The organism is Emergencia sp. JLR.KK010 (assembly GCF_037018265.1).
Taxonomy (GTDB): Bacteria; Bacillota; Clostridia; order Peptostreptococcales; family Anaerovoracaceae; genus Senimuribacter; species Senimuribacter intestinalis.
Map to the genome: position 1 here is coordinate 1,258,007 of NZ_CP143550.1, position 24,891 is coordinate 1,282,897.

32 protein-coding genes are annotated in these 24,891 nt (G+C 45.9%); 29 read left to right on the forward strand and 3 right to left on the reverse strand.

The features are described 5' to 3' along the window. The first annotated feature begins 4 nt into the window (after positions 1 to 4). The 14 genes from V1225_RS06000 to V1225_RS06065 all read left to right on the forward strand — a co-directional run bounded on the left by V1225_RS06000 (position 5) and on the right by V1225_RS06065 (position 9,008). Positions 5 to 1,525, forward strand: a complete 1,521-nt coding sequence (locus V1225_RS06000; protein ID WP_160202462.1) for a CHAP domain-containing protein — start codon at positions 5 to 7, stop codon at positions 1,523 to 1,525. A gap of 1 nt (position 1,526) precedes the next feature. Then, entirely contained in the window at positions 1,527 to 1,835 is a 309-nt protein-coding gene (locus V1225_RS06005) for a DUF2577 domain-containing protein (protein WP_160202463.1), read from the forward strand. Continuing rightward, the gene (locus V1225_RS06010; protein ID WP_160202464.1) at positions 1,836 to 2,258 is read left to right on the forward strand and encodes a DUF2634 domain-containing protein; all 423 of its coding nucleotides are present in this window, start codon (positions 1,836 to 1,838) and stop codon (positions 2,256 to 2,258) included. Next, a complete protein-coding gene (locus V1225_RS06015; RefSeq protein ID WP_338547864.1) occupies positions 2,251 to 3,312 on the forward strand; it encodes a baseplate J/gp47 family protein in 1,062 nt (353 codons plus the stop codon). Before V1225_RS06010 ends, V1225_RS06015 begins: the two co-directional genes overlap by 8 nt. Next, a complete protein-coding gene (locus V1225_RS06020) occupies positions 3,305 to 3,862 on the forward strand; it encodes a putative phage tail protein (RefSeq protein WP_338547866.1) in 558 nt (185 codons plus the stop codon). Before V1225_RS06015 ends, V1225_RS06020 begins: the two co-directional genes overlap by 8 nt. Further along, the gene (locus tag V1225_RS06025) at positions 3,862 to 4,932 is read left to right on the forward strand and encodes a hypothetical protein (protein ID WP_338547868.1); all 1,071 of its coding nucleotides are present in this window, start codon (positions 3,862 to 3,864) and stop codon (positions 4,930 to 4,932) included. Before V1225_RS06020 ends, V1225_RS06025 begins: the two co-directional genes overlap by 1 nt. A gap of 2 nt (positions 4,933 to 4,934) precedes the next feature. Then, positions 4,935 to 6,209, forward strand: coding sequence for a hypothetical protein (locus tag V1225_RS06030; RefSeq protein ID WP_338547870.1), 1,275 nt, complete (start codon positions 4,935 to 4,937; stop codon positions 6,207 to 6,209). 12 nt (positions 6,210 to 6,221) lie between these two features. Continuing rightward, positions 6,222 to 6,578, forward strand: coding sequence for a hypothetical protein (locus V1225_RS06035; protein WP_338547872.1), 357 nt, complete (start codon positions 6,222 to 6,224; stop codon positions 6,576 to 6,578). Continuing rightward, positions 6,568 to 6,978: a carbohydrate-binding protein gene (locus V1225_RS06040; RefSeq protein ID WP_338547874.1), complete on the forward strand. Its 411-nt coding sequence runs from the start codon at positions 6,568 to 6,570 to the stop codon at positions 6,976 to 6,978. Before V1225_RS06035 ends, V1225_RS06040 begins: the two co-directional genes overlap by 11 nt. A 10-nt stretch (positions 6,979 to 6,988) precedes the next feature. Beyond that, the gene (locus V1225_RS06045; protein WP_338547876.1) at positions 6,989 to 7,261 is read left to right on the forward strand and encodes a hypothetical protein; all 273 of its coding nucleotides are present in this window, start codon (positions 6,989 to 6,991) and stop codon (positions 7,259 to 7,261) included. Positions 7,262 to 7,272: 11 nt separating this feature from the next. Then, a complete protein-coding gene (locus V1225_RS06050; RefSeq protein ID WP_338547878.1) occupies positions 7,273 to 7,467 on the forward strand; it encodes a holin in 195 nt (64 codons plus the stop codon). A 338-nt stretch (positions 7,468 to 7,805) separates the two neighbouring features. Further along, the gene (locus tag V1225_RS06055) at positions 7,806 to 8,378 is read left to right on the forward strand and encodes an N-acetylmuramoyl-L-alanine amidase (protein ID WP_338547880.1); all 573 of its coding nucleotides are present in this window, start codon (positions 7,806 to 7,808) and stop codon (positions 8,376 to 8,378) included. Positions 8,379 to 8,446: 68 nt separating this feature from the next. Further along, positions 8,447 to 8,707: a type II toxin-antitoxin system Phd/YefM family antitoxin gene (locus tag V1225_RS06060; protein ID WP_338547882.1), complete on the forward strand. Its 261-nt coding sequence runs from the start codon at positions 8,447 to 8,449 to the stop codon at positions 8,705 to 8,707. Next, positions 8,697 to 9,008 (forward strand): type II toxin-antitoxin system RelE/ParE family toxin, encoded by a 312-nt coding sequence (locus tag V1225_RS06065; protein WP_338547884.1) that lies wholly within the window; start codon positions 8,697 to 8,699, stop codon positions 9,006 to 9,008. The genes V1225_RS06060 and V1225_RS06065 overlap by 11 nt, the downstream gene beginning before the upstream one ends. A 22-nt stretch (positions 9,009 to 9,030) precedes the next feature. On the opposite strand, the gene V1225_RS06070 is transcribed toward V1225_RS06065, so the two are convergent. Continuing rightward, positions 9,031 to 9,222 (reverse strand): helix-turn-helix transcriptional regulator, encoded by a 192-nt coding sequence (locus tag V1225_RS06070; RefSeq protein WP_160202477.1) that lies wholly within the window; start codon positions 9,220 to 9,222, stop codon positions 9,031 to 9,033. Between the two features lie 604 nt (positions 9,223 to 9,826). Between V1225_RS06070 and V1225_RS06075 the strand changes: the two genes are divergently transcribed. Continuing rightward, positions 9,827 to 10,252, forward strand: a complete 426-nt coding sequence (locus tag V1225_RS06075; protein ID WP_160202478.1) for a PLDc N-terminal domain-containing protein — start codon at positions 9,827 to 9,829, stop codon at positions 10,250 to 10,252. Between the two features lie 38 nt (positions 10,253 to 10,290). On the opposite strand, the gene V1225_RS06080 is transcribed toward V1225_RS06075, so the two are convergent. Then, positions 10,291 to 11,709, reverse strand: coding sequence for a spore germination protein (locus V1225_RS06080; protein ID WP_160202479.1), 1,419 nt, complete (start codon positions 11,707 to 11,709; stop codon positions 10,291 to 10,293). Positions 11,710 to 11,863: 154 nt separating this feature from the next. Between V1225_RS06080 and gltX the strand changes: the two genes are divergently transcribed. The 14 genes from gltX to V1225_RS06150 all read left to right on the forward strand — a co-directional run bounded on the left by gltX (position 11,864) and on the right by V1225_RS06150 (position 24,194). Further along, complete coding sequence (gene gltX, locus V1225_RS06085) at positions 11,864 to 13,519, forward strand: glutamate--tRNA ligase (RefSeq protein ID WP_338547887.1); 1,656 nt, start codon at positions 11,864 to 11,866, stop codon at positions 13,517 to 13,519. A 257-nt stretch (positions 13,520 to 13,776) separates the two neighbouring features. Next, the gene (gene acpP / locus V1225_RS06090; RefSeq protein WP_160202481.1) at positions 13,777 to 14,007 is read left to right on the forward strand and encodes an acyl carrier protein; all 231 of its coding nucleotides are present in this window, start codon (positions 13,777 to 13,779) and stop codon (positions 14,005 to 14,007) included. A 2-nt stretch (positions 14,008 to 14,009) separates the two neighbouring features. Next, on the forward strand, positions 14,010 to 14,450 hold the full coding sequence (locus tag V1225_RS06095; RefSeq protein WP_338547889.1) for a biotin/lipoyl-containing protein: 441 nt from the start codon (positions 14,010 to 14,012) through the stop codon (positions 14,448 to 14,450). Next, the gene (accC, locus tag V1225_RS06100; protein ID WP_338547891.1) at positions 14,444 to 15,832 is read left to right on the forward strand and encodes an acetyl-CoA carboxylase biotin carboxylase subunit; all 1,389 of its coding nucleotides are present in this window, start codon (positions 14,444 to 14,446) and stop codon (positions 15,830 to 15,832) included. The genes V1225_RS06095 and accC overlap by 7 nt, the downstream gene beginning before the upstream one ends. Further along, positions 15,819 to 16,658, forward strand: a complete 840-nt coding sequence (accD, locus tag V1225_RS06105; RefSeq protein ID WP_338547893.1) for an acetyl-CoA carboxylase, carboxyltransferase subunit beta — start codon at positions 15,819 to 15,821, stop codon at positions 16,656 to 16,658. The genes accC and accD overlap by 14 nt, the downstream gene beginning before the upstream one ends. Continuing rightward, complete coding sequence (locus V1225_RS06110; protein ID WP_251616278.1) at positions 16,655 to 17,473, forward strand: acetyl-CoA carboxylase carboxyltransferase subunit alpha; 819 nt, start codon at positions 16,655 to 16,657, stop codon at positions 17,471 to 17,473. The genes accD and V1225_RS06110 overlap by 4 nt, the downstream gene beginning before the upstream one ends. Continuing rightward, complete coding sequence (locus V1225_RS06115) at positions 17,455 to 18,390, forward strand: beta-ketoacyl-ACP synthase 3 (RefSeq protein ID WP_338547896.1); 936 nt, start codon at positions 17,455 to 17,457, stop codon at positions 18,388 to 18,390. The genes V1225_RS06110 and V1225_RS06115 overlap by 19 nt, the downstream gene beginning before the upstream one ends. Positions 18,391 to 18,393: 3 nt before the next feature. Further along, a complete protein-coding gene (locus tag V1225_RS06120; protein WP_338547898.1) occupies positions 18,394 to 19,305 on the forward strand; it encodes a nitronate monooxygenase in 912 nt (303 codons plus the stop codon). Next, positions 19,289 to 20,320, forward strand: a complete 1,032-nt coding sequence (locus V1225_RS06125; protein ID WP_338547900.1) for a nitronate monooxygenase family protein — start codon at positions 19,289 to 19,291, stop codon at positions 20,318 to 20,320. The genes V1225_RS06120 and V1225_RS06125 overlap by 17 nt, the downstream gene beginning before the upstream one ends. After that, a complete protein-coding gene (gene fabD / locus V1225_RS06130; RefSeq protein WP_338547903.1) occupies positions 20,317 to 21,258 on the forward strand; it encodes an ACP S-malonyltransferase in 942 nt (313 codons plus the stop codon). Before V1225_RS06125 ends, fabD begins: the two co-directional genes overlap by 4 nt. A 2-nt stretch (positions 21,259 to 21,260) precedes the next feature. Continuing rightward, positions 21,261 to 21,995, forward strand: a complete 735-nt coding sequence (fabG, locus tag V1225_RS06135) for a 3-oxoacyl-[acyl-carrier-protein] reductase (protein WP_350339728.1) — start codon at positions 21,261 to 21,263, stop codon at positions 21,993 to 21,995. Between the two features lie 13 nt (positions 21,996 to 22,008). Then, positions 22,009 to 23,244, forward strand: coding sequence for a beta-ketoacyl-ACP synthase II (fabF, locus tag V1225_RS06140; protein ID WP_338547905.1), 1,236 nt, complete (start codon positions 22,009 to 22,011; stop codon positions 23,242 to 23,244). Continuing rightward, positions 23,244 to 23,672 (forward strand): 3-hydroxyacyl-ACP dehydratase FabZ, encoded by a 429-nt coding sequence (gene fabZ, locus V1225_RS06145; protein WP_338547907.1) that lies wholly within the window; start codon positions 23,244 to 23,246, stop codon positions 23,670 to 23,672. The genes fabF and fabZ overlap by 1 nt, the downstream gene beginning before the upstream one ends. Positions 23,673 to 23,750: 78 nt before the next feature. After that, complete coding sequence (locus V1225_RS06150) at positions 23,751 to 24,194, forward strand: MarR family transcriptional regulator (protein WP_160202493.1); 444 nt, start codon at positions 23,751 to 23,753, stop codon at positions 24,192 to 24,194. Positions 24,195 to 24,312: 118 nt separating this feature from the next. On the opposite strand, the gene V1225_RS06155 is transcribed toward V1225_RS06150, so the two are convergent. Then, complete coding sequence (locus V1225_RS06155; RefSeq protein WP_160202494.1) at positions 24,313 to 24,885, reverse strand: TetR/AcrR family transcriptional regulator; 573 nt, start codon at positions 24,883 to 24,885, stop codon at positions 24,313 to 24,315. Positions 24,886 to 24,891 lie beyond the last annotated feature (6 nt).

Consider the following 24,891-nt stretch of genomic DNA (forward strand, 5'->3'; position numbering starts at 1 on the left):
TGTTATGTCTGACTTAATTGATGTGGCAAAGGGCGAGCTTGGGTATAAAGCCTCAGAGAGTAACACCAAATACGGCAAATGGTATGGGACACAAGGACCGTGGTGCGCCATGTTTGTCAGCTGGTGTGCGAATCAAGCCGGAGTTAAGACCTCTGTTGTGCCGAAGTTTGCCTATGTGCCAACCGGTATGACCTGGTTCAAGAACAAGGGCAGGTACAAAGGGCGCGGTTCTTATACTCCAAAGCGAAATGATATCGTCTTCTTCGGCGGCGGCAACCATGTAGGCATTGTAGAGAAAGTCAGTGGTCAGACGCTGCACACTATTGAGGGGAATACCACAAACAGTGTGGCGCGCCGGCAGTATGCTTTGAGCAATTCTTACGTAACAGGATTTGGACTCGTGCATGAGCATATCACTTCTTCTGGTACGAAAAAAGACGGTAAGAAAAAGGATTCAGCTGAGGAATTAAAATACCTGAAACAAGTGCTGGCGCAGCAGGAGAAGCTGGACAAGAAGGTCAGCCAGGAGGTTAAGGAGTATGAAATATCCTCAGTAAAGGTGCATACGGTCAAAATACAGCTGATTGTTAAGCATAACGACAAATACTACGAGCTTCCGGTAAAAGACGGCATGAAGGTCACCTGGGAGCGCAAAAATGCCCCTGGGAAACTGACATTCACTACAATCCAAGACAGCAAGCGGAAGATTTACAATGGTGACTCAGTTACGCTGAAAGTAGGTAGCACCAATTTCTTTTTTGGCTTTATCTTTACGTTGAAACCGCAAAAGGACGGCAGCCTTGATGTGACGGTGTACGACCAGCTGCGGTACTTCAAGAACAAAGATACATACATGTACAAGAAAAAAACGACGACGCAGCTCATCAGAATGATTGCAAAGGATTTTGGTTTGCAGGCAGGAACCCTTGCCAATACGAAAATGGCGTTCAGCCGAATCGATGACAACATGACCCTCTTTGACATTGTGGGAAACAGCCTGGACGAGACGCTGATGAGTACGGGAAAAATCTATACATTGTATGATGAGTTTGGAAAGCTCAGGCTCAGGGAGCCGTGGAAAGTCAACGTCCTTATCGACAGCGAAACTGGCCAGGATTATAACTACAGCCGTTCCATCGATGACGGCGTGTATAACCAGATTAAACTTGCCTATGAAAATGAAGAAACCGGCAGCCTAGACCTATATGTCAGCAAGTCCTCCAAATCAATCAACAAGTGGGGACTTTTGCAGTACTTTGAGAAGATTGATGATCCAAAGGTAGCAAAACTAAAGGGAAAAGTTCTCCTGAAGATGTACAACAAAGTCGCGCGGACGCTTAAGATATCTGGTGCTTTCGGCTCGACGAGGGTGCGTGCAGGGTGTCTACTTCCGGTGCTAATGACGATTTACGATGTGAAGGTGTCTAACTATCTTCTGGTGGACAAAGTGACCCATGAGTTTTCTGCTGGCCAGCATACCATGGACTTAGAACTAAGTGGAGGTGATTTCGATAGCAGCTACTAACATGACACAACTAATTAAGCAGATAGCAGCGGAGGCTGTGGCTGCAGGAAAGCCTTGTGATATTATTACCGGAACTGTGATTTCGGTAAAACCATTAAAGATAAAAGTTTCTCAGAAGCTGACGCTGTCTGAGGATTTTTTGATTTTGGGAAGAAATGTTTCAGACTACGAGACAGAGATTACGCTTCCCGGAAGTGTAGGCAAGTCGAAGGTGACGATACACAATGCCCTAAAGAAGGGCGACACTGCAGTGATGATTCGTCAGGCAGGCGGTCAGCGCTACTTGGTGATTGATAAGGTGGTGGTATAAATGATTCCAAATCCTGATGCATACGAACTGGACGAAGAACAGGAAAACGATTTTGAAGAGGGCGTGATTCCCGATAAGACCTATCAGCTGGATTTTGAGAACCTGCGAATTGCTGGACTTGTCGATGAGATGACAGCAAGAAAGCAGGCCATCAAGAAAATCATCATGACAGAAGCGGAAGAGTATCTGATTTACGATGAAAACTACGGCTGCGCTTTGGTGGATTTAATCGGTGAGCAACCGCCGCTGGTGCAGTCTGAAGTAAGGGACAGTATCAGAGAGGGCATACTCGCCGACGATAGATTTGAGTCAGTGACCTTTACGGAGGAAAAGCTGCAGAGAGGAAAGTTATATTTGTCGCTAACAGTGACCTGCGTAGACGGTGAAGAAATTGAAGTAGAGGAGGTGGAAATCGATGTTTGAGGAGAAGACCTATGAATCTTTGATGGAAGAAATGCTGGACACGGTGGACGAAACCATCGATACCCGGCAAGGCTCTGTAATCTATGATGCGGTGGCGCCTATGGCGCTGGAAAACGCGCAGATGTACGTTGACATGGATATCTTACTGTCAGAGACTTTTGCGGACACTGCCAGCTATTATTATTTGATTAAAAGAGCCGCAGAACGCGGTATCTTTGTCAGACTGGGGATTCCTGCGGTGTTAAAGGCGCAGGCAGAACCGGAAAATATTGATATTCCAATAGATACAGAATTCAGCATTGGAGAACTGAACTACACGGTTACGGAGAATTTGGGGAATGGATTTTTTGCATTAACCTGTAAAGAAGCAGGGAGTGAAGGAAACAACACCGTAGACGACGTGATTCCTTTGGAAGACGTTTCGGGCTTGGAATCAATCGGGATTGTTGGCATTATCACTGCCGGTACCGATGACGAAGACGTGGAGCACCTGAGGGAACGATACTACGATTCTTTTGATGAGGTGGCTTTCGGCGGCAACAAAGCTGAATACCGAGAGAAGGTCGGAGAAATGGACAACGTCTTCGGGGTAAAAGTATATCCGGTTTGGAATGGTGGTGGTACCGTAAAGCTGGTCATTCTGGGCACAGATTACCGCGCAGCGCCTGCAAAAGTAGTCGAGGCAGTACAAGAGGCTATCGACCCTACAAAAGACGGCAGCGGCGTAGGAATCGCTCCCATCGGACATGTGGTTACTGTAGAGTCAGCTACAGAAGTCGCGCTTCCTATCAGCTGTCAGATTATCTATACCGATGGCTATAGCTGGGAAGACATTAAAGATTCTTTCGTGGACAGCGTGGAGACATATTTGAAGTCTTTGCGTGAGACTTGGGAGGATACAGATGGGCTTGTAGTACGGCAGGGACGCATTGAAAGCATTCTGCTGGACATTCCCGGTGTTGATGATGTGACGGGGGTATCAATTGCCGGCGGATCAGGTAACTATGTGATGGCGGATACCGAAGTACCGATTGTGGGGGAACTCGATGGATAGAAAATTGATTGAATATCTTCCGGAGTTTTTACGAGAGTTCCGGGAAATGAAATTTTTAACGGACAAAGAACAGGTGCAGGCGGAGCGGCTTTGGAAAACGCTGGAGTCGATTTGGCAGAACCAGTTCATCGAGACGCTCGATGAAGAGGGCTGCAGGCGATGGGAAGGCATTTTGAAAATCCATCACAGAGGATATAGGTCCTTAAAAGAACGGCGTGACACGATTCTGAGTAAAATGGCTGAACAAAGACCGTTTACAATACGAACACTGAGGAGAACTCTTACAGCGCTTTGTGGAGAAGATGGTTTTGACATAATGCTGATTCCTGAGGAATATTTTCTGCAGGTGAGAGTAAGGGTTGCAGCGGAAACAACAGACAGGGATGCAAAAGGACTGCTTCGTGCTGTAGATGATTATGTGGAGCGTGTTAAACCTTGCAATCTTACGTATGATTCCTCTTTATTTGATAGACATACTGGCATTGCTGGTAGTTATTATGCTTGTGCGGTGTCTACATCAAAAACTTATACTATGGAGGTGGCTATATAATGGCATCGTGGAATAATGTAACGAAAACGGAACAGGGTCTGGCACTGGAACAGAAACTATTGACACAGGAAAAACCGCTGCGGCTTGTGTCAGCAAGGAGCGGTGCGGGAAAGGTGAATCCGACCCAACTTGTTAAACAGACAGCGGTTTCAGATCCAAAACAGACACTTGAGTTAAGACCTGTGTATTTATCGGAGGAGAATACAGCAACGATTCCAGTAATGCTTTCCAATGCCGGACTTGCGGAAGGGTACACCTTATATCAGGTAGGCATTTATGCAGAGGACCCAGACGGCGGAGAAGTGCTGTATATCATCGCCCAGACGGATATTATCAGCGGTGAAAGCGTGCCGGGAGCTGCGGAATCCGCAGGATATTCCATTGACTGGAATATCGCCGTAAAGGTTAGCAAAGCATCATCTATCGAAGTTGCGGTAAACGAAGCCGGGAAGCTGACATTATCACAGGCGGATGCCTTGTATGTCCGATTGGAGGTACTGGGCACCATGCTCGATGATAAAGTCGATAAAGTTGCCGGCAAGGGCTTATCAACTAACGACTATACCACGACTGAAAAATCCAAAGTCTCAAACCTGCCGGCGGACACCAGTGCCGAGCTTAACAAAAAGGTGGACAAAGTATCAGGTAAAGGGTTGTCAAAGAATGATTTTACCGATGCTTACAAAAGTACCTTGGACAACCTGCCGGACGAAATCGAGAGCAGCAGCAAAATTGACGATGCCACCGCTGCCCGTTACGGACTGACCAGCGGCACACCGTCGCAGGCTTTTGACAGAGCAGTACAAATTCTGACAGCGACAATCCCGGCGGCTGGCTGGAGCACTGAGGCGAACGCAGAGGGCTGGTTTACTAATCAGGTAACCGTCACTGAAATGAAGATGGCGTACAACCCGGTACTTGATTTAGTCATCACGTCCGCAGCACTGGCAGAAGACGAGCGGGCGGCATTTGGACTGATTATGGAGTGTGAAACATTTGACGGATATGTGATTGCTAAGGCGCTGGAAATACCGGATATTGATATTAACGTAAGATTTACAGGAGTTTGATTATGGGAAAGGCGAAAATTATAGGTGGCGGTGGAGGAGGCAGATTTACAATAAGTAACGGTGTAGCGGTTAAAAAGATGATTAAAGAGAAATTAAAAACCGCTGCATATGTTATACCCAGTGTAGAAGACCCTATAGTAACAAGACAATACGGAACTGCTGGAAGCGTGTCTCTTGGAGGCTATGAACCAGGTATGTGTGTCCTTGATGATGGTGGTGTAGCTATTGTGCATAGTACGTCGTATGCAACAGGAGTTGTAGTAGTCGTATCTCCGGACGGTACAGTGCTACAATCTGAGTCTGGATACTCTGGCGTGATGGACGTGTACGGAGTATTCCAGGTGGAACCAGAAAAATTCTGTGCTATTGGATTTGACTATAGTAACTATCTACAGTGGTCTTTATTTGTATATGACAACAATACAATATTTAAGTATGCTTCTGGAACAATAAAAACAGTATTTGATATCAAGTTAAAGAATTTTGTTCACGTAAGAGACGGAGTAGCCAGATTATATGTGCCTCAAAGTACGACTCTGAATTGGCTAGAGCTCAGTGTAAATAACAACCAGGTAAATGCAACAACAGGTAAAAAGATTTTAAGTGGATTTGCATTTGGGAGTACCGGATACACTTATACGCTTCAGAATAATCCTGATAAGAGTGTTCTGGTATACACTGAGAGATATAACAAATCCAGTTCATATTCTTCCAGAATAGTGCTTGTGGAGTTAGATAGCGGTAAAGCATATAGTATTTTTCCTATTTCGGGCAACGCTGGCGATATATATAGACGAGGGTATTCAAGTACAGTATATCATGACGGATGTATATACTGCGTAGCAGCTGATTCTTCTGGATCAGTTTTATACAAGCTTGAGAAATCAGACAGCGATAAGTGGATAGTAACATATCAGGCTTTGTTAAGCGAGGGGAATACTGCTGTATTAAATTCAATAAATGCAACGGCGATGTATATTTATAACGAACATTTAGTTGTGTGGTTTGCAAGTCAGCTTGTAGTATTTAATATAGTAACAAATAATGTAGTTTCGCAAGTCAATCTTACAAACCCTGGATATTACGATTCCAAAATAGCTTTAAACAACTTGCTAGTAATAACTGGATATATTTACAGTTCTGGCAGTTATGTAACAAACACATACACGTACACTACAGACTTATCAGGAGTGAACTATGTAGTTGTAGGTAGAGGAGAATCAGAGATGGTTATGCCTGCAAACCCTGGAAATAAACTTATAGAATGCTACGCTTAAAGGAGGAACAATATGTTTTTGCGAAGATTGTACTATGATTTAAAGACAGAAGAGATTTTATTTTACTACATGATGAGAAATGTGAATGAGATGCCTTCTGCTCAAAAAGATTTTGAAACACAAGTGATGCTCCGCGGCAGGTCTCTCACGGATACGGGTGTAATTGAGTGGACAGAAGAAAGCGAAGAGATTGAACACAATTTTGAAACAAAGATGGTTAAGGTGATTGACGGTAATATTATATTTGAGGACTATACAGTTACTGTGCCAGAATCAAATCTATATGACATTCCAAATGATTTACTTGAGAGAATCAAAAATGACGTTGTGGATGAAATACAACAGGAGGTGCTAAGCAATGCTGACTGAAAAACAGATGAAACTTGCTAATTTGATAAAGCAGACGCTGCCAACAGCTACCAACGAGGTGGCGCTGCAGCACATCGACTGGTACCCGGAGTGGCACCCAGATATTCACGTAACGGCTGGGGACAGGCTTAGTTACGATGGCGTCTTATATAGGTGCCTGCAGGAGCACGACACACAAGAATCATGGACACCAGTAGATGCACCTAGTCTTTGGGCAAAGGTGCTGATACCAAACCCGGACGTAATCCCGGATTGGGAACAGCCGGACAGTACGAACCCATACAGCAAGGGCGATAAGGTGGTACATAACGGCAAAACATGGGAGTCACTGACCGATAACAATGTTTGGGAACCGGGTGCTACAGGAACAGAAAGTTTGTGGCGAGAAGTAGCGAAGTAAAGGAATACATATGACAGAAATTATGACAGCGGCGATTACCGCAGCAGGATTGATTGTTGTCCAGCTGATAGTGTCCAGTAAACAGCAAAGAGCGCAGGACATTAAGGTTGACGCAGCCCTGAGCGAGGTAAGAAAAGACATCCAGCGTCTCGAAGAAAAGCAAGACAAGCATAACAATCTCATTGAAAGGACTGCGGTATTGGAACGGGATGTGAAAACTGTTTTCAAGCGAGTTGATGAGAATAAGGCAGAGATTGCATATTTAGAACATAAAGGAAAGTAGGAGGTATGAAAATGAGTAAGACATGGCTTAAAGCGGCAGGAATCAGAGCAATTAAGACAATGGCGCAGGCAGCTATCGCTATGATTGGGACAAGCGTAGTACTGGAAGATGTGAGCTGGCAGGTAACAGTATCAGCGGCTATTCTTGCTGGTGTACTGTCCATGCTTACCAGCGTGGCAGGACTGCCGGAAGTTGACGAAAAATAAAGAACCTTGTCCGCAGGAACAAGGCGTGGTATAATACATATAGTCAAGAGTAAGCCATAAAAGCGGTTGACCTTCGGAAAGGGGAACCAAATGTCTGACTACGAAATCCTCGTCATCGTATTGATGATTATTGGGATTGTCAGATGGGATAACCACCGAAAATAAATAACCGCCCAGGCTGCAATCCAATAGGCGGTTATTTGAAACATAATTCAAATTCTACTTAGAGGGTCGGCCGCTTGGCTTTCCTCTTGACTCCAATATACCACGAATGAAAAGATTATGCAATAGTCAATTTGCCCTGCCGTGCGCAGGGCTTTTTATTTTGGAGGTGTATTATGGCAAAGAAACCAATTTTATTCTATTTATCTGCAGGGCACGGCGGCAGCGACCCCGGTGCCGTCAGCGGAAAGTTTGTGGAAGCAGATATGGCGAGAACCGTGATGGCAGCATGCAGAAAGGAATTGCTGGCGCACAAGGGGCGTACATACAAGGTTGCATACCCGGAAAAGGACGGTAGCGGCATGTCACTTGCGGCGCACGTTGCTGACATGGCGAGGTACAAAGCGAAAGGCTACAGAGTAGTGTCCGTTGACGGACATTTTAATGCCGGTGGCGGCGATGGTGACGAAGTCTGGGTATGGAAGGGCACCGTGACAAAGAGTCGCCTCGGCAAGGTGCTAGCTGATCTGATTATCGCGGAATTGAAAAAGGAAGGTCAGAACACTAGAGGCGTTAAGTACACCAATGACCTGTACTTCCTCAAGGGCATCGGCGTGCCGGTGCTGGTGGAATACGGCTTTATTGATGACAAGACCGACCGGAAAGGCTTTGACACGAAGAAAGAGCTAGAGGCTTACGGCAAGGCGACGGCAAGAGCGCTGATTAAGTACTGGGAGAAGTATAAATAGAGCAATTTACGGTTCTTGTCTTTGCGACACAATTATGATATAATTATGCCATGAAAGGAGCTGATTCTATGCCAAGAATAATTCCAATAAGGGATCTGAAAGATACCGCAGCAATCTCTCAAATGTGCAATGAATCCATGGAACCGGTTTATATCACAAAAAACGGATATGGCGATATGGTTATCATGAGTATGAAAGCTTATGAAGAAAAACTATGGATGCAGGAAATTTATGCAAAATTAGCAGAAGCCGAAGCGGAAGTTAGCGAAGGAAAGCTTGTAGAGGCACGTACCGCATTAAACGATTTAAGAGGAAATTATGGGTTATAAGGTAGTTGAAACAGAGCAGGCGGTGCAGGACTTAGATGGGATTTTGGGATATATTGCAAATTCCCTCGCAAATCCTTCAGCCGCTGCAGCATTTGCCGATGAGGTTGAAAAATGCTATACTAATCTTGAGGGCATGCCTTTGATGTATGAGCAGTGTTGTGATTCACGACTTCGTGTGCTAGGATATCGCAAAGCTGTAATCAAAAACTATATTCTGATTTACAGAGTAGGGGAAAAGGAGAAAACTGTTTATATTCTTCGGCTTTTCTATTGCAGACAAAACTATGGAGATTTAGTTTGACTACAAAATTTTAGCCAGGGCATTAACCCTGGCTCTTTTCATTTTTTGCAATTCGCTGATATTCACGGATAACCATCTCTTCAAGCCATGGAGCAGGAGTACGCTTCCCTGCTTCCCAGTCCTGCTGCGTGCGCGCGGGAATGCCCAAAATCTCATAGACTTGTTTCTGCGTTAATCCGGCAGCTTTACGAGCCTCTTTAATCTTACTTTCCATCTTTTTTCTCCTTGTAATACTTACATAGTTCAACAACACCGTAAATGATTGTGCAGACAATGACTGCAATGCCAATATATCCTACGATTCCCATAGCTGTTGACACACGAAAATTTTAAGGGTAAAATATAGTCAGACGGGGGCTTTCGCCCCGGTGCTCACAGCAGGTATTTATCTACCAGCAGGAGCACCAGTCCTGATACCAGACCTGCGATTATGTTGTCGGCTATACTATGTAATCGCGGGTCTTTTTTCTTATCATGTTTACCCATTCATGTGCTTTCCTCCTTTCCTTATCTTTAATTATATTATACACGCAATGCGTGGATTTGTCAATGGAAAAATGCAAATTTCTTGTATAAAATCTCCATTTTCTTTTGGCGGTAATTTCGTGCGCATATACCATCTTCCCCTTCGCCCCCTGCCTCGCACTGAATCAGGCGGGCGAAAAGCTCTCGTGTGTTATAAGCCATGGGTTCACCTCGGGGTTAAAAGTTTCAATAATAACATATGCACTAAGGATAAAATGTGGTATACTATAAGCAGAAATTTGTCGAAAGACTTTTTGAAGGGAGATAAAGATATGATTATTGGAAGCATATTTATGATTTTAATAATTCCGCTGATTTTAATCTTTGCATTAGGGGTTCCTATTCTTCTGGCAGTTTTAGTTTATCGCGATGCCAATAAGAGAGTGGATTGTTCACCGTGGCTGTGGGCACTTGTTGCAGCTCTGGTGCCGAGCTTTATCGGTGTGATTGTATATTTGATTATTCGCAGAGACTATCCGCTAAAGCCAGAGTACCGTATTTATGAAGCGGGCAGTGCAGGGCAGTATCGCTATGAACAGGGAAGCCAGGAATATCCGCAGGCACAGAAAGGTATGCCGACTTGGGCAAAAGCCCTGATTATCATCGGACTGGTTATCTTTGCGATTTGCATTATCGGTATGGTTGTAAGTGTAATTAATTATATTACAGGGTATAGTACCGGCTATCATTATCACAACGATTTTGGCTACGGTTTTTAATTTCATTTAAATATTTTAAGAAAAAATATTCAGGGCGGCTACTTTGCCGTCCTGAATATTAGTTTTTTGAGAGCGCTCCACTTGAAAGGAATCAGCGGATAGAGATAAGAATGGCCGCTGAGAGTTTTTGTAATGGCAACTTGTAACATACCCAGTAGGAGGGCACCAATGAGACCGGCAACTCCAAAGAGCATGGCGCCGATGAGCATAAGCAGGCGAATAAATTTTACACCGTAAGACAGCTCGATACTTGGCTGGGTAAAGGATGCCAGGGATACCACTGCCATCATTAAAATTGTTTGTGGGATAAACCAGCCGGAATCCACGGAAAACTCTCCAAGAATCAGGGCACCGATGACAGAAAGTGACATGCCTAGAGACTCCGGCGTATTGAGAGAGGCAAGTCGCAGACCGTCGATGGCAAGTTCCAGCAGGATAAATTGCCAGAATACCGAAAGCGCATAAGGATCCTTTGGCGTGATAAAGTCCATATCACCCGGCGGCGGAATATCTCCTTCAACGATGAGCAGATAAATAGGCGTCAGCAGCAAAATGACCAGCATGTTGAAAATTCGTAGAATGCGCAGATAATTTCCTGTAATCAAAGGAAAATAGTAGTCATCTACATCTTGCGTAAAGTCAAAAATTCCCACAGGAATCAGAACTACCGTCGGTGAATTGTCGATGACAAGAGCAATTTTTCCTTCTGTCAGATGGGCGGAAATAATATCAGGTCTTTGGGTGTAGCGCACCTTAGGAAATGGATTGAGTCGCCATCTGCGCTTGCCGCCAGTTAAATTTGTGATCAGTTGTTCGACGATAGTCTGATCTCCAATGGAAACACTGTCAACTACGATTTCTGAAAGCCCTTTTTCAACTCGCTGCACCAGGTCGGTATCGGCAGCCCCTTTCATATAGCAGACCGCTACGTCAGTACGAGATTTTTCACCTACTGTGTATTTCTCGAAAATCAGCCTATTGTCACGAATACGACGGCGGATGAGGCCCAGGTTATCCATGAAGTTTTCTGTAAAACCGTCCTTGGGACCGCGCAAGGTTTTCTCCTTTTCCGGCTCTTCAACACCTCTCTGCGGATATCTTCTTGTATCTGCGACGATAATTTTATCGAATCCGTCTAAAATAATGGGAGAAAGACCGGAATAGAGAAACTTCACTGCTGCGTCGATGTCGGTTTCAATCGAACTGTTGATAAACGGGAAAAGTTCTGCGACGAATTGTTCTGTATTCTCTACTTTCTGCATGCGGTCTTCTGGAACAGCCAGTAAAAAATTAAAGAGAAGCTGCAGTTTTTCACTGTCGGAGAGCCCATCGACAAAGTATAGTCTGCCGTGCCTTCCTCCGATTACAATCTGGCGCTCAACTAGATCAAAGGCTTCGCCAAGGGGCAGCTGTCCGGTAAAATGCTCCAGAAAATACTGATATTTATTTTCACTCATAAAACCTCCTAATAATTTAAAGTTCCAAGAGAACAAGCAATAAAATGAGCGTATAATTATTTTGTCAAAAACCTTGAAATTCATACGTCGGAAAGTATATAATAATATGGATTATGTGCTATTGTTAGAAAAACCAAAATGGAGGATTTTTGTAGTGGATTATTATAAATTAGCGGATCTTTTGTTTCCGCATATTAAGAAGACAACAGAAGAAATAGAAGCCCAGTATCCGAAGAGAAATTTGCCGGAAGGTGCAAAAGTAACCAGATTGGGTCCTAGCCCGACAGGCTTTATTCATCTTGGAAATCTTTACGGCGCCTTTGTGGACGAGCGCCTTGCTCACCAGAGCGGCGGCGTGTTTTACCTGCGAATTGAGGATACCGATGATAAGCGTTATGTGGAAGGGGCGGTAGAGACTATTATCAATTCCCTGCGTTTCTTTGACATCAACTTTGACGAAGGTGCAGGTCTTGACGGTGAGAGCGGCGATTATGGCTGCTATACGCAGAGCCAGCGTGGGGAGATTTACCAGTGCTTTGCGAAGAAACTGGTGGCAGAGGGTAAGGCATATCCGTGCTTCCTCACAGAAGAAGAAATCACAGAGATCAGGGCAGGGCAGGAAGCTTCTAAAGCCAATCCGGGAATTTACGGTATTTACGCAAAGAATAGAGGACTCTCCATAGAGGAAATCGAGGCGAATTTGGCTGCAGGAAAGTCCTATGTCATTAGATTGCGTTCCGGCGGAAACCCTGAAGCGACTGATGAGAATGTGAGAAAGATCAAAGTAGAGGATGCCATCAGAGGCACTCTTGAAATGCCGGAGAATTTCCAGGACGTAGTCATTTTAAAGGCGACTGGGATTCCGACCTATCATTTTGCACATGTTGTAGACGATCATCTGATGCGTACGACTCATGTGGTGCGCGGTGCAGAATGGCTGCCGTCGCTGCCGATTCATGTGGAACTCTTTGAAAAGCTGGGATGGGAGCCGCCTGTTTATTGCCATACGGCGCAGCTGATGAAATTAGATGAAGAGGGCAACAAGAGAAAGCTTTCCAAGAGAAAGGATCCTGAACTTTCGCTAGATTACTATAGAAATCAGGGTTATCACCCTGCAGCAGTCAGAGAATATCTGCTGACGATTCTCAACTCTAATTTTGAGGAATGGAGAATGGAACATCCGGAAGCGGATATCGATGAGTTTGCATTTACGACAGAAAAGATGAGCAATTCCGGCGCACTCTTTGACTTGAACAAACTAAATGACATCAGCAAAGACGTGCTTCTTCGCATTCCTGCATGTGAACTGTATGAGTTTCTAAAAGACTGGGCGCAGGAGTTCAAACCGGAAATTTTACATATCTTTGAAGATAGGGAGTATCTGGAAAGAATCCTGGATCTGGGAAGAAATGACAACAAGCCGAGAAAAGATCTAATCTATGCACAGCAAATTGTAGAATTTATCAGTTACTTTTTTGACGATATGTTCAAAATCGAAGATGAAATGCCAGCAGAGGTGCCGGCAGAGGATATTACGGCAATTCTGGCGGGATATCTGGAAAACTATAATCACGCGGATGATCAGAGTCAGTGGTTTGACAAGATTAGAACCATGGCAGCGGAAATGGGCTATGCTGCAAAACCGAAAGACTTTAAAAAACATCCGGAAGAGTATAAAGGGCACGTAGGGCATGTCAGTACGGTTATCCGAATCGCACTGATGGGAAGAGCGCAGTCTCCGGATGTCTGGGAAATTCAGCAGATCCTAGGAGAAGAGAGAACCAGAGCAAGAATTGCAAATTACAAATAAGCGATGCTTTGTGCAAGCTATGAGATGACGGCTTTGACGAAATAAAAACTTAATATGAATAGAATCAAAACTCCGTAATTCAGGGAAGAATTGCGGAGTTTTTCTATGGTTTTTGTAATTCCTGTGAAAATTTTTTTCGTCTATTGACAAATCCTTCCGGCAGTGCTATTCTAGTTAAAGAATTTTAATTAAAATATTTTAAATAAATTATTTTAATTAAAAAATTTGAATTAGAAAACGAGAAGGAGTACATAAAAATGAAATTTGAAGAAGTGAAAGAAATTATGGTTGATACGTTAGGATGTGACGAGGATAAGATTGCCCCGGAAGCAAGTCTGGCAGATGACTTGAATATCGATTCTCTGGATGCAGTGGAACTGGTGATGGCGATTGAAGAGAAGTACGGCATCAAGATTCCTGATGAGGAACTGGGCAATATGAAGCTGGTTAGTGACATCGTAGCAGCCATTGAAAAGTATCAGGCATAACCATGGAAGAAAGGAAAATTTACAATCTGATTGAGCGATTTGAAACTTCATCTCTGACAGTGCTGGAAGTAGAGGCTGACGGTTTTCATCTACGTATGGAAAAAAGCGGGCAGCCTCAGCAGCTGCAGCAGATTGACAAAGATCTGCGTGTGCCAGCGATGCAATCTTTGCAGCCAGCACAGAAGGAACCTCAGTCCTCAAACTTCATAGAAGTTAAATCGCCGATTGTCGGTATCTACTATGCTGCGCCAGAACCTGGGAAGCCTCCCTTTGTGACAGTAGGACAGCAGGTGAAACAGGGTCAGGTTCTCTGCGTGGTAGAAGCCATGAAAATGATGAACGAACTGAAGTCGCCAGTGGATGGTATCATCCGCAGCGCAGGGGGCGTCAATGGGGAATTGGTTGAATTTGATCAGGTTTTGTTTGAGGTTGAGCCATGCTAAAGAGAGTTTTGATTGCGAATCGGGGGGAAATTGCTGTAAGGATTATCAGAGAGTGTCTGGATTCTTCCATAGAGGCGGTATCTGTTTATTCTACAGCTGACAGTCAGGCTTTGCATCGAATCATTGCAACTAGAGCAGTGTGTATTGGAGGCCCTAGAGCTAGCGAAAGCTATCTGCACATAGCGAATTTGATCGAGGCGGCAAAAGCTACAGGCTGTGATGCTGTCCATCCCGGTTTTGGCTTTCTGTCAGAGAGCAGTGACTTTGCAAGAAGCTGTGAGGCAGCAGGTCTGAAATTTATCGGACCTTCCTCGCAGGTGATTGATGCGATGGGAAATAAAGCAGCCGCAAGACGTATGATGATAGAGGCGGGTGTTCCAGTGGTTCCGGGTTCAGATGGCGCCGTAACAAGTGAAGAAGAAGCTGTGACAGAAGCAGAACGCATCGGCTACCCGGTTCTTCTCAAGGCTTCAGCAGGGGGAGGCGGTCGCGGCATGCGCAAAGCCTTCAATGCGGAAGAAGTTCGTAAGGGATTTCAAACAGCTTCACAAGAAGCAGAAAGCTGCTTTGGAAACGGTGAAATGTACGTGGAAAAGCTCATAGAAAATCCAAGGCATATTGAATTTCAGATCTTGGCAGACAGCCGTGGAAACGTAGTTCATCTGGGTGAACGAGATTGCTCCATTCAGCGGAGAAATCAGAAACTGTTAGAGGAAGCGCCTGCTTGGGGGCTTTCAGAACAGCTACGCTGTCAGATGGGTGAGGCCGCCGTTAAAGCCGCAAAAATCTGCAGCTATGAAAATGCAGGCACCGTGGAATTTATCGTAGATAAAGATGAACATTTTTACTTTATCGAAATGAATACGAGAATCCAGGTAGAACATCCGGTGACGGAAATGGTGACTGGCGTCAATATAGTGAAGGAACAGCTGCGAATTGCCAGCGGTCTTCCGCTGAGCTTTGAGCAGAAGGATATTACCATGAGCGGTCATGCCATCGAGTGCAGAATTACTGCGGAGAAAGTTTTTGAAAATTTTGCGCCATGTCCAGGAAAGATAGACTTTATTCATTTTCCAGCAGGTGCAGGAATCAGAGTGGACAGCGCTTTATATAACGGCTGTGAGATCAGTCCGTACTATGATTCCATGGTGGCAAAGATTATCGCAAAGGGCGAAAGCCGTCTGGAAGCGGTGCGCCGCATGCGAAGGGCTTTGGAGGAAACTGTTATCAACGGAGTACAGACTACTTTGCCGGTACAGCACCTGCTGATGTATCAGCAGGATTTTCTGCGGGGCGGATATGATACCGGTTATATTGAGGCACATCTCAAGGAACTTCTCTCAATTTATGAGGCGGCAGGAGGCAGAAATGAATCCATTTAAACAGAAACGAGATTTACTGGCGGCGCTGCGTGAGATGAAAGATGGCGACAAAGTCATTTCATGCCCTGACTGCCAGGCGAAGCATACAAAGGATGTACTGCTAGAAAATCTGTACGTTTGTCCATGCTGCGGATATCACTTTCGCATTTCGGCCAAGTACAGACTGCGGACGGTGCTGGATCCAAAATCTTTTCGGGAAATTTGTGGCAGTATGAAAGGAAAAAACCCACTGGACTTTCCGGGATATGAAGAAAAGCTTTTGAATCAGCAACAAAAGACAGGAATGAAAGAAGCAGTTCTGACGGGCACTGGGAAGATTAGTGGTTATAAGGTAGTCGTGTGCGCCATGGACAGTCGCTTTATGATGGCAAGTATGGGAACTGCTGTAGGTGAGAAAATCACCAGAGCATGTGAATATGCTGCAAAGAATAGACTGCCGCTGATTATTTTTGCAGCCTCAGGAGGTGCCAGAATGCAGGAAGGAATTTTATCTCTTTTTCAGATGGCAAAGACTGCGGCGGCAGTGGCAAGACACGGCGAAGAAGGGAATTTGTTTATTTCTGTGCTGACCCATCCGACTACAGGCGGTGTGACCGCAAGTTTTGCAAGTCTTGGCGATGTTATTTTAGCTGAACCCGGTGCGCTGATTGGATTTGCGGGACCAAGAGTTATTGAGCAGACCATCGGGCAGGAATTGCCGGAGGGGTTTCAGTCGGCGGAGTATCTTTTGGAACATGGATTTGTGGATCAAGTCGTGCCGAGAACAGATTTGCGGCAGACTCTGGCATTTTTGCTGCAGGTTCACGACAGGAGGGGAAAACGATGAACATAAAAAAGATATCTGCAGCGGAGCGGGTGAAACTGGCAAGAGCGCAGGATAGACCTACATGTCGGGATTATATCGAAGCGATTTTCGATGATTTTTTCCCTTTGGCGGGGGATAGAAACCATGGAGAAGACGTCAGCATCTTAGGCGGTCTTGCATTGTTTCGCGGTCGCCCTGTCACGGTGATCGGTCATCAGAAGGGCAGAGATTTACAGGAGAACATGGTGTACCGGTTTGGCATGCCGAATCCGGAAGGATATAGAAAAGCCATTCGTCTGATGAAACAGGCGGAAAAATTCAGAAGACCTGTTATCACCTTCATAGATACGCCGGGGGCTTATCCAGGTATCGAAGCAGAAGCAGGCGGTCAGGGAGAGGCGATTGCGCAGTCTATCGCAGTGATGTCTCGCCTTAAAGTCCCGACGGTTGCCATTTTTATCGGTGAAGGAGGAAGCGGCGGTGCCCTTGCCCTCAGTGTTTCAGACAGGATCGTAATGCTGGAAAACAGCATTTTCTCTATTCTGTCACCGGAAGGCTTTGCAAGCATTTTATGGAAAGATGCTAAACGCTGGGAAGAAGCAGCGGAAGTGATGAAACTGACTGCAGAAGATTTGCAAAGTCTGGGCATTTGTGACTGTGTGATTCCTGAAAAGGGGGATGTTTTCCTGCGCGTGGCAAGAGAAATCGAATCTTCTCTTGCAGCTCTTGAAAAAATCGGCGGAGAAAATCTAATAAAAGAACGATATAAGCAGATTAGAAAGATAGGGAAACCTACGAAGAAGGCGGAGGATCTATTATGGCAGGAATTAAAATAATCGGACTGGGGCGTGCAGCTGGCGATCTTACGGTTACTAACGAAACCTTAGCAGAGACAGTAGACACCAGCGATGACTGGATCAGGGAAAAGTCCGGCATACGCAGTCGGTATTTTGCCGTAAAGAAGACCAATACAGACATGGCTTTTGAAGCTGCACAGATGGCGCTCCATCATGCGGGGATTCCGAAAGAAAAAATCGCCATATGTATTGTCTGCACCTTTACACCCGACGACCATACACCGGCGACAGCCTGCGATGTTTGCGGAAGACTGGGACTTTCTCAAGAAGTTTTCGCCTTGGATATAAATGGGGCTTGTGCTGGTTTTATCTATGGATGCCATTTGGCAAACGGGCTGCTTGCAAATCAGAAAGACAGGTATGCCTTAATTATCGGCAGTGAAAAGATTTCTTCCTTTATGGATATGGAGGATAGGGCAACTTGTGTTCTGTTTGGTGACGGAGCAGGTGCTGCTGTGATGAAATGGCATGAAGACGCAGGCTTTGCATTTTATGGTGGCTGTGAACCTAATAGGCAGGTGCTTCACTGCCTTCGGGGCAGCTTTATTGAAATGGGCGGTCAGGAGGTATATCGTTTTGCGGTAAGCAAAGTACCGGTGTGTATCAGCGAAGTGCTGAAGAAAATCGATTTAAGTAAGGATGATATTGATTACTTCGTCTGTCATCAGGCAAATGAACGTATCATTGATGCGGCGGCAAGGCGTATCGGCGGCGAGAAGAAAAAATTCTTTAAGAATTTGTACCACTATGGAAACACCTCGGCTGCCAGCATTCCTATTGCGCTGTGTGAAATGGCAGAGCAGGGGCTTCTAAAAAATGACACCACTCTTCTTTGTACTGGCTTTGGCGCGGGGCTTTCCTACGGCGGCATGTATATCACAAGTGAGGTAAAATAATCTATGAAAATTAATGAACTTTTAAATATAGAATTTCCAATCTTCCAGGGCGGCATGGCTAATATTGCAAGCGGCGGATTTGCAGCTGCGGTCTCTAATGCCGGCGCGCTTGGGATTATCGGTGCCGGCGGCATGACGGCTGAAAATCTTAGAGAGCAGATTAGAATTTGCAAAAAAATGACTGACAGACCTTTTGGTGTCAACATCATGCTGATGAATCCGGAGGCGGATAAAATGGCGAAAATTGTCACTGAAGAATGTATTTCTGTGGTGACGACGGGAGCGGGGAACCCTGGAAAATATGTGGAAGAATGGAAAACTTCCGGAATTAAAGTTTTTCCTGTTGTATCATCGGTTGCGCTGGCAAAGAGGTTGGCATCTATCGGTGTTTTCGGCGTCATTGCAGAGGGATGCGAGAGCGGTGGTCACATTGGAGAACTGACCACTATGGCACTGGTGCCGCAGGTTTGTGACAATGTGGATGTGCCGGTCATTGCAGCAGGCGGCATTGCAGGCGGCAGGCAGATGGCAGCAGCATTTACTTTGGGAGCCTGTGGCGTGCAGGTCGGCACATGTCTTCTGGCAAGCTGCGAGTGTCCCATTCATCAGAACTATAAAGAAGCCATTGTCAAGGCTGGCGATAATGCAACTATCGTTACTGGACGCAGTGCAGGTGCGCCGGTGCGCTGTCTGAAAAATCCTATGACTAGAGAGTATCTGAAGATGGAACAGAGCGGTGCAGACAAGATGGAACTGGAGAAATTTACACTGGGATCCCTGCGTAAAGCAGTGCTGGAGGGCGATGTAAAAAACGGTTCATTGATGGCAGGTCAGGTCAGCGGTATGGTAAAAGAGATTCGTCCGCTGCGTCAAATTTTTGAAGAAATGGTAAAAGAATATGAAAACATTAGATAGATTGGCAGTACCGATTATTCAAGGCGGTATGGGCGTTGGTATCTCCATGGGAGGACTTGCTGGAGCGGTTGCAGCCTGCGGCGGCATGGGCGTCATTTCCACCGTGAATATTGGCTTTCGTGAAGCTGATTTCTGGAAAAATCCGAAAAAAGCTAACAGAAGGGCTCTGCAGGCGGAGATAGCAAAAGCTCGGCAGATTGCAAAAGGAAAAGGTATCATCGCAGTTAATGCTATGGTAGCAACTACTGGATTTGCAGACCTAGTAAAGACTGCATGTAAAAGCGGAATTGATGCGGTAATCAGCGGAGCGGGGCTTCCTTTGTCCCTTCCCGAACTGACAAAGGGATTTGATGTGATGATTGCGCCTATCGTTTCCGGCGGTCGTGCAGCAAAAACGATTCTGTCTATGTGGCAAAAGCGGCATAATCGCAAAGCAGATTTTATTGTGGTAGAGGGAAGCCGAGCAGGAGGCCATCTGGGATTTACCAGAGAGGAAGCAGCTGGCAGTGCAAAACCGCTGCCGCAGCTGATTTGTGAAGTGGTCCGGGAGGCTGGAGACATTCCGGTCTTTGCAGCTGGCAGCGTCTTTGACCGTACTGATATGCAGGAAGTGAAGTCGCAGGGTGCATCAGGAGTGCAGATCGCTACTCGTTTTATCGCAACCGAAGAATGCGATGCCAGCAGAGGCTTTAAAGATGTAATTGTACGCGCAAATGCAGAAGATGTGATGATTTTGCAAAGTCCGGTAGGCATGCCGGGGAGAGGTCTTAAAACGCCGCTGATGAAGCGAGTTGCAGCAGGAGAGCGGTTTGCGCCAAAGCAGTGCATCAGATGTATTCACAGTTGTGATCCGGCAAAAACGCCTTATTGCATCAATCAGGCTTTGATAAAGGGTTACTATGGAAATTATGAAGAAGGGCTGTTTTTCTGTGGCGACAACGTAGGCAGAATCAATGAGATGACTACGGTAAAAGCGCTGATGGAAGAGTTGGCAGCGGAATGGAGTCAGATATGAAGTTAGGAATTTTATTTGCAGGTCAGGGAAGTCAATCTGTAGGCATGGGCAAAGATTTTTACGAAAAGTCGGAGAAATTTCACGAGATTTTCGATATTCTGCCAAAAGAGCAAAGGGAAATTGCTTTTGAAGGACCTTTGGCGCAGCTTTCAGATACGAGAAATACCCAGCCTGTCATGGTTGCTTTTGCTGCGGGCGTGCTGGCAGAACTACTGCCTGCGCTGGAGGAGATCGGCATAAAACCGGTTATGGCGGCAGGGCTTTCGCTAGGCGAATACTCGGCACTGCACAGCGCAGGCGTCTTTGACGCGAGGACGGCTGTTGCCCTTGTGACAAAGCGGGCGAATGCCATGGCGAAGGCGGCAGAAGGTGTGGACTGTGCTATGAAAGCGGTGTTGGGTCTTGACAGAGAGCCTCTTGAACAGTGCTGCGAGAAGGCCTCGGTCAAAGGCAGCGTGCAGATTGCCAATTACAACTGCCCTGGACAGATTGTCATTGCAGGAGAGAAAGCGGCTGTTGAAGCGGTTGCGGAGCTGGCAGCAGCAGAGGGTGCCAAAAGATGTGTGGCGCTTCCTGTCAGCGGACCTTTTCATACTGCATTTATGGAACCGGCAGGGCTTGTACTCAAAGAAATTTTTGCAGAAACGGCCTTTGGAGAAATGCAGTTTCCTGTACTTTTTAATGCAGTTGGACGGGAGAAAAGACCCAGTGAGACCATCGGCGAGCTGCTGGTGAAACAGGTTTCTCACAGCGTATATTTTGAAGATTCTATTAAAGCCATGGTAAAAGCTGGCGTTGACACGATTCTGGAAATCGGACCTGGCAAAGCACTGTCCGGCTTTGTAAAGAAGACGGATCGGGGAATCAGGACCATGAATATTGAAACTTTTGAGGATCTGCAGAAAGTGGTTACAGAATTGAAGGGAGGCGCAGCATAATCATGAAAGATAGAACAGCCATTGTAACCGGCGGGAGCCGTGGCATTGGAAGAGCCATTTGCGTAGAATTTGCAAAGAGGGGTGCAAACCTGCTTATCAATTATGCCGGAAACAGCAGCGCAGCCGAGGAAACTGCCGAAATCTGCAGAAATTTAGGTGTGCAGGCAGATCTTGTTCAGGGGGATGTTGCAGAATGGGCAGCTTGTGAGAGAATTGCAGAAACTGCTATGAAGACCTTTGGAAGTGTGGATATTTTAGTGAATAACGCTGGGATTACCAGAGACAATCTGCTCATGCGCATGAGCGAGGAAGATTTTGACGCAGTGATCAGAACCAATCTTAGAGGCAGCTTTCTGATGATGAAAGCGGTGAGCCGCCAGATGATGAAACAGCGTTATGGGCGCATTGTGAATCTGTCCAGTGTAGTAGGGCTTTTAGGCAATGCCGGTCAGGTCAACTATGCGGCAAGTAAAGGCGGCGTTGTCTCTATGACAAAATCTTTTGCCAAGGAAGTGGCGAGCAGGAATATTACCGTGAATGCTATCGCGCCGGGATTTATTGAAACAGATATGACGAAGGCCATGACGGAGGCAGCGATTGCATCGGCAGCCGCTGCAATTCCGGCAGGGCGTATGGGAAAACCGGAAGATGTGGCGCAGGCAGCAGCCTTTTTCGCATCAGAACAGGCTGCTTATGTGACCGGACAAGTGCTGGCAGTAGATGGCGGCATGTATTAATAAAGGAGAGACCATGAAGAGAAGAGTTGTAATCACTGGAATGGGAGCCGTATCTCCCATCGGAAATACAGTAGAGGAAATGTGGGCAAATGCTAGAAAAGGCACATGTGGCATAGACTTTATCAAAGGCTTTGATACCGAAAATCACAAGGTAAAGGTAGCAGGGGAATTAAAGGGATTTGATATTACCGATCACATGGATAAGATGGCAGCAAGACGCACTGCAAGGTTTACGCAGTTGGCGCTGGTTGCTGCAAGGGCAGCCATGAAGCAGGCAGGATTGGATATGAAGCTGGAAGATCCATCTCGCTGCGGGGTCAATATCTCCAGCGGTATCGGGGGGCTTCCTACTATTGAAGAGGAGCACTACAAAGGGATGAAGCGGGGCTTCGACAAGGTATCGCCTCTCTTTGTGCCTATGGCAATTACCAATATGGCGGCAGGAATAGTCGCCATCGAACATGGATTTACAGGAAGCTGTACTTGCGTTGTAACAGCTTGTGCGTCTGCAACTAATGCGATTGGAGAGGCATTCAGGCAGATTCGAGACGGATATGCTGAAGTTTTCCTGACTGGAGGCAGTGAAAGCTGTATTAGTGAACTGGGAATCGGCGGCTTTACTTCGATGAAAGCGCTGTCGGAATCCTGTAATCCGAAGCGCGCTTCCATTCCTTTTGATAAAGAAAGAGATGGTTTTGTCATGGGAGAGGGTGCTGGCGTTCTTCTTTTGGAAGAGTATGAGCATGCAGTAGCAAGGGGTGCAGAAATTCTTTGCGAGATTGCAGGTTATGGCGTAAGCTGTGACGCCCATCATATGACAGCACCTTTGGAAGACGGCAGCGGCGCTGCAGCTTGCATGAAAGCAGCTATGGCAGATGGAGGTATTACGCCGGAGCAGGTAGTATATATTAATGCCCATGGCACATCAACACCGATGAACGACAAATGTGAGACTCTTGCGGTAAAATCTGCCTTTGGTGATGCAGCGTACAAGGTAAAGATGTCCTCTACGAAATCCATGACAGGTCACCTGCTGGGTGCATCTGGTGCAGTGGAAGCGATTTTGACAGTATCGGCACTTCGAGATCAATTTGCACCGCCGACTGTCGGCTATCAGGTGCCTGATGAAGCATGTGATCTGGACATCGTAGCGAATATTGGAAATGATATGGCGGGTGACTATGCTATGTCCAACTCTTTGGGTTTTGGCGGACACAATGGATCAATTCTGTTTCGGAGGATAAAATAATGGAACTGGACATCAGACAAATTCAGGAAATACTGCCTCACAGATATCCATTTTTGCTCATCGATCGGGTTACCGACATGGAGCAGGGAAAATGGGCTGAAGCAGTGAAATGTGTGACTGCAAACGAGCCGTTTTTTCAGGGACATTTTCCGGGAAGACCGATCATGCCGGGGGTTTTGATTATGGAAGCACTGGCACAGACCGGCGCAGTAGCAATTTTGTCAGAAGCGGAAAATCGGGGAAAACTGGTAGTATTTGGAGGTATTAAGAATTGCCGGTTCAAAAGACAGGTGGTTCCGGGAGATGTGCTTACACTTTACTGTGAGTTGACAGAACGGCGAGGACCCATCGGTTATGGTAAGGCCGTTGCAAAAGTAGATGGAGAAATCGCAGCGCAGGGCGAGCTGTCCTTTGTGATTACGCAGTAAAGCAAGGAGATAAACATTGCATTTATGCAAAGAATTTGTTAAAATATCAGCATAGCCATAAGAAGGAATGAATGCGAGATGCTTGAGAAAAATTTTTCTGATATCTATACTAAATTTAAGATGAGCCTCTATTCCAAGGTGTTCAATCAGGACATTAAGGTGGAGGATGCGCTTTCTGCCATGGAGGTGCTGTGTGTGGAACTGATTTACGCCATGGGAAGACCGACCATCAACGAGTTTGCGTCTTTTGCCCAGCTGTCGCCACCCAATGCCGCTTACAAGGTAGGCAGCCTGGTGAAAAAGGGCTATGTCAACAAAGTGAGAAGTGAGCAGGATAAGCGGGAGTACTATCTGGAAGTCACCGACAAGTATATGCAGACCTACGGTGTGACATATGATTATATCGGTACGGTGATGAAACGCATTCGGCAGCGTTTTTCACCGGAGCAGGTTGCGGAACTGGAGGATATTCTGGGAATCATTGATGATGAACTGATGCCGGAAGTGAAGATACAGGAATAATATTGAGATATTTTAGAGTGGGCGGTCTTAAATCCGCCCATTTTTCTTTCCAAAATCCACTGAAGGGGCGGACTGCACGAAAGAGAGAACAGAAATGGTGGCTATGATTGTTAAATTGTCAGAACCTTGCAGGCAGTACAGCCAGAAACCAGAAGGCTATTTCTTCTGGCGTTTGTACAAGACCTTGGCGAAGCCACCACTGTACCATACCGATAAAACTGCAGGAAAGATGATGAATCAGCAAACCTTGCGGCATTTGCCGCAGGGTTTCTTTCTTTGTTTCAAGCTCCGGGAGCAGTGTTTCCTCGAAAAAACGGTACAGATATTCTCTGAAATAGCGGAGAAATAACTCGCCGCTTTCGCAGGAGAGAATACCCATGATATTGCGCTTGTCGTCGCGCAGATGGTATAGGAGATGGGTGACAAGTTCTGCGGCGCTGCCTGAAGATGCGGAAAAGTCATGGGTTTTCTCAGATGCCAGGTGGTCAGAAAATACGTGAGAAAACAAATCTGTGCAAAGCTCTTTTAGGAGATGGTCTTTGGTCTCAAAGTGCGCGTAAAAGGTGCTGCGACCTACATTGGCTTTGTCAATAATTTCCTGTACTGTGATCTGATGAAATTGTTTTTCTGTTAGAAGTTGTGCCAGAGCATCGAAAATAGCGGCTCTGGTTTTTTGTTGTCTTCTGTCCATGGCTAG

Coding starts and splice junctions, on each gene's coding strand:
- V1225_RS06150 (WP_160202493.1), top strand. CDS start 23,751: ATGCTTGAGAAAAATTTTTCTGATATCTATACTAAATTTAAGATGAGC.
- V1225_RS06110 (WP_251616278.1), top strand. CDS start 16,655: ATGAACATAAAAAAGATATCTGCAGCGGAGCGGGTGAAACTGGCAAGA.
- V1225_RS06010 (WP_160202464.1), top strand. CDS start 1,836: ATGATTCCAAATCCTGATGCATACGAACTGGACGAAGAACAGGAAAAC.
- V1225_RS06005 (WP_160202463.1), top strand. CDS start 1,527: ATGACACAACTAATTAAGCAGATAGCAGCGGAGGCTGTGGCTGCAGGA.
- V1225_RS06080 (WP_160202479.1), bottom strand. CDS start 11,709: ATGAGTGAAAATAAATATCAGTATTTTCTGGAGCATTTTACCGGACAG.
- V1225_RS06155 (WP_160202494.1), bottom strand. CDS start 24,885: ATGGACAGAAGACAACAAAAAACCAGAGCCGCTATTTTCGATGCTCTG.
- V1225_RS06045 (WP_338547876.1), top strand. CDS start 6,989: ATGACAGAAATTATGACAGCGGCGATTACCGCAGCAGGATTGATTGTT.
- V1225_RS06055 (WP_338547880.1), top strand. CDS start 7,806: ATGGCAAAGAAACCAATTTTATTCTATTTATCTGCAGGGCACGGCGGC.
- V1225_RS06060 (WP_338547882.1), top strand. CDS start 8,447: ATGCCAAGAATAATTCCAATAAGGGATCTGAAAGATACCGCAGCAATC.
- V1225_RS06095 (WP_338547889.1), top strand. CDS start 14,010: ATGGAAGAAAGGAAAATTTACAATCTGATTGAGCGATTTGAAACTTCA.
- V1225_RS06125 (WP_338547900.1), top strand. CDS start 19,289: ATGAAAACATTAGATAGATTGGCAGTACCGATTATTCAAGGCGGTATG.
- fabZ (WP_338547907.1), top strand. CDS start 23,244: ATGGAACTGGACATCAGACAAATTCAGGAAATACTGCCTCACAGATAT.
- accD (WP_338547893.1), top strand. CDS start 15,819: ATGAATCCATTTAAACAGAAACGAGATTTACTGGCGGCGCTGCGTGAG.
- V1225_RS06000 (WP_160202462.1), top strand. CDS start 5: ATGTCTGACTTAATTGATGTGGCAAAGGGCGAGCTTGGGTATAAAGCC.
- V1225_RS06015 (WP_338547864.1), top strand. CDS start 2,251: ATGTTTGAGGAGAAGACCTATGAATCTTTGATGGAAGAAATGCTGGAC.
- accC (WP_338547891.1), top strand. CDS start 14,444: ATGCTAAAGAGAGTTTTGATTGCGAATCGGGGGGAAATTGCTGTAAGG.
- V1225_RS06115 (WP_338547896.1), top strand. CDS start 17,455: ATGGCAGGAATTAAAATAATCGGACTGGGGCGTGCAGCTGGCGATCTT.
- V1225_RS06050 (WP_338547878.1), top strand. CDS start 7,273: ATGAGTAAGACATGGCTTAAAGCGGCAGGAATCAGAGCAATTAAGACA.
- V1225_RS06030 (WP_338547870.1), top strand. CDS start 4,935: ATGGGAAAGGCGAAAATTATAGGTGGCGGTGGAGGAGGCAGATTTACA.
- fabF (WP_338547905.1), top strand. CDS start 22,009: ATGAAGAGAAGAGTTGTAATCACTGGAATGGGAGCCGTATCTCCCATC.
- V1225_RS06065 (WP_338547884.1), top strand. CDS start 8,697: ATGGGTTATAAGGTAGTTGAAACAGAGCAGGCGGTGCAGGACTTAGAT.
- fabG (WP_350339728.1), top strand. CDS start 21,261: ATGAAAGATAGAACAGCCATTGTAACCGGCGGGAGCCGTGGCATTGGA.
- V1225_RS06040 (WP_338547874.1), top strand. CDS start 6,568: ATGCTGACTGAAAAACAGATGAAACTTGCTAATTTGATAAAGCAGACG.
- fabD (WP_338547903.1), top strand. CDS start 20,317: ATGAAGTTAGGAATTTTATTTGCAGGTCAGGGAAGTCAATCTGTAGGC.
- V1225_RS06075 (WP_160202478.1), top strand. CDS start 9,827: ATGATTTTAATAATTCCGCTGATTTTAATCTTTGCATTAGGGGTTCCT.
- V1225_RS06025 (WP_338547868.1), top strand. CDS start 3,862: ATGGCATCGTGGAATAATGTAACGAAAACGGAACAGGGTCTGGCACTG.
- V1225_RS06035 (WP_338547872.1), top strand. CDS start 6,222: ATGTTTTTGCGAAGATTGTACTATGATTTAAAGACAGAAGAGATTTTA.
- acpP (WP_160202481.1), top strand. CDS start 13,777: ATGAAATTTGAAGAAGTGAAAGAAATTATGGTTGATACGTTAGGATGT.
- V1225_RS06070 (WP_160202477.1), bottom strand. CDS start 9,222: ATGGAAAGTAAGATTAAAGAGGCTCGTAAAGCTGCCGGATTAACGCAG.
- V1225_RS06020 (WP_338547866.1), top strand. CDS start 3,305: ATGGATAGAAAATTGATTGAATATCTTCCGGAGTTTTTACGAGAGTTC.
- V1225_RS06120 (WP_338547898.1), top strand. CDS start 18,394: ATGAAAATTAATGAACTTTTAAATATAGAATTTCCAATCTTCCAGGGC.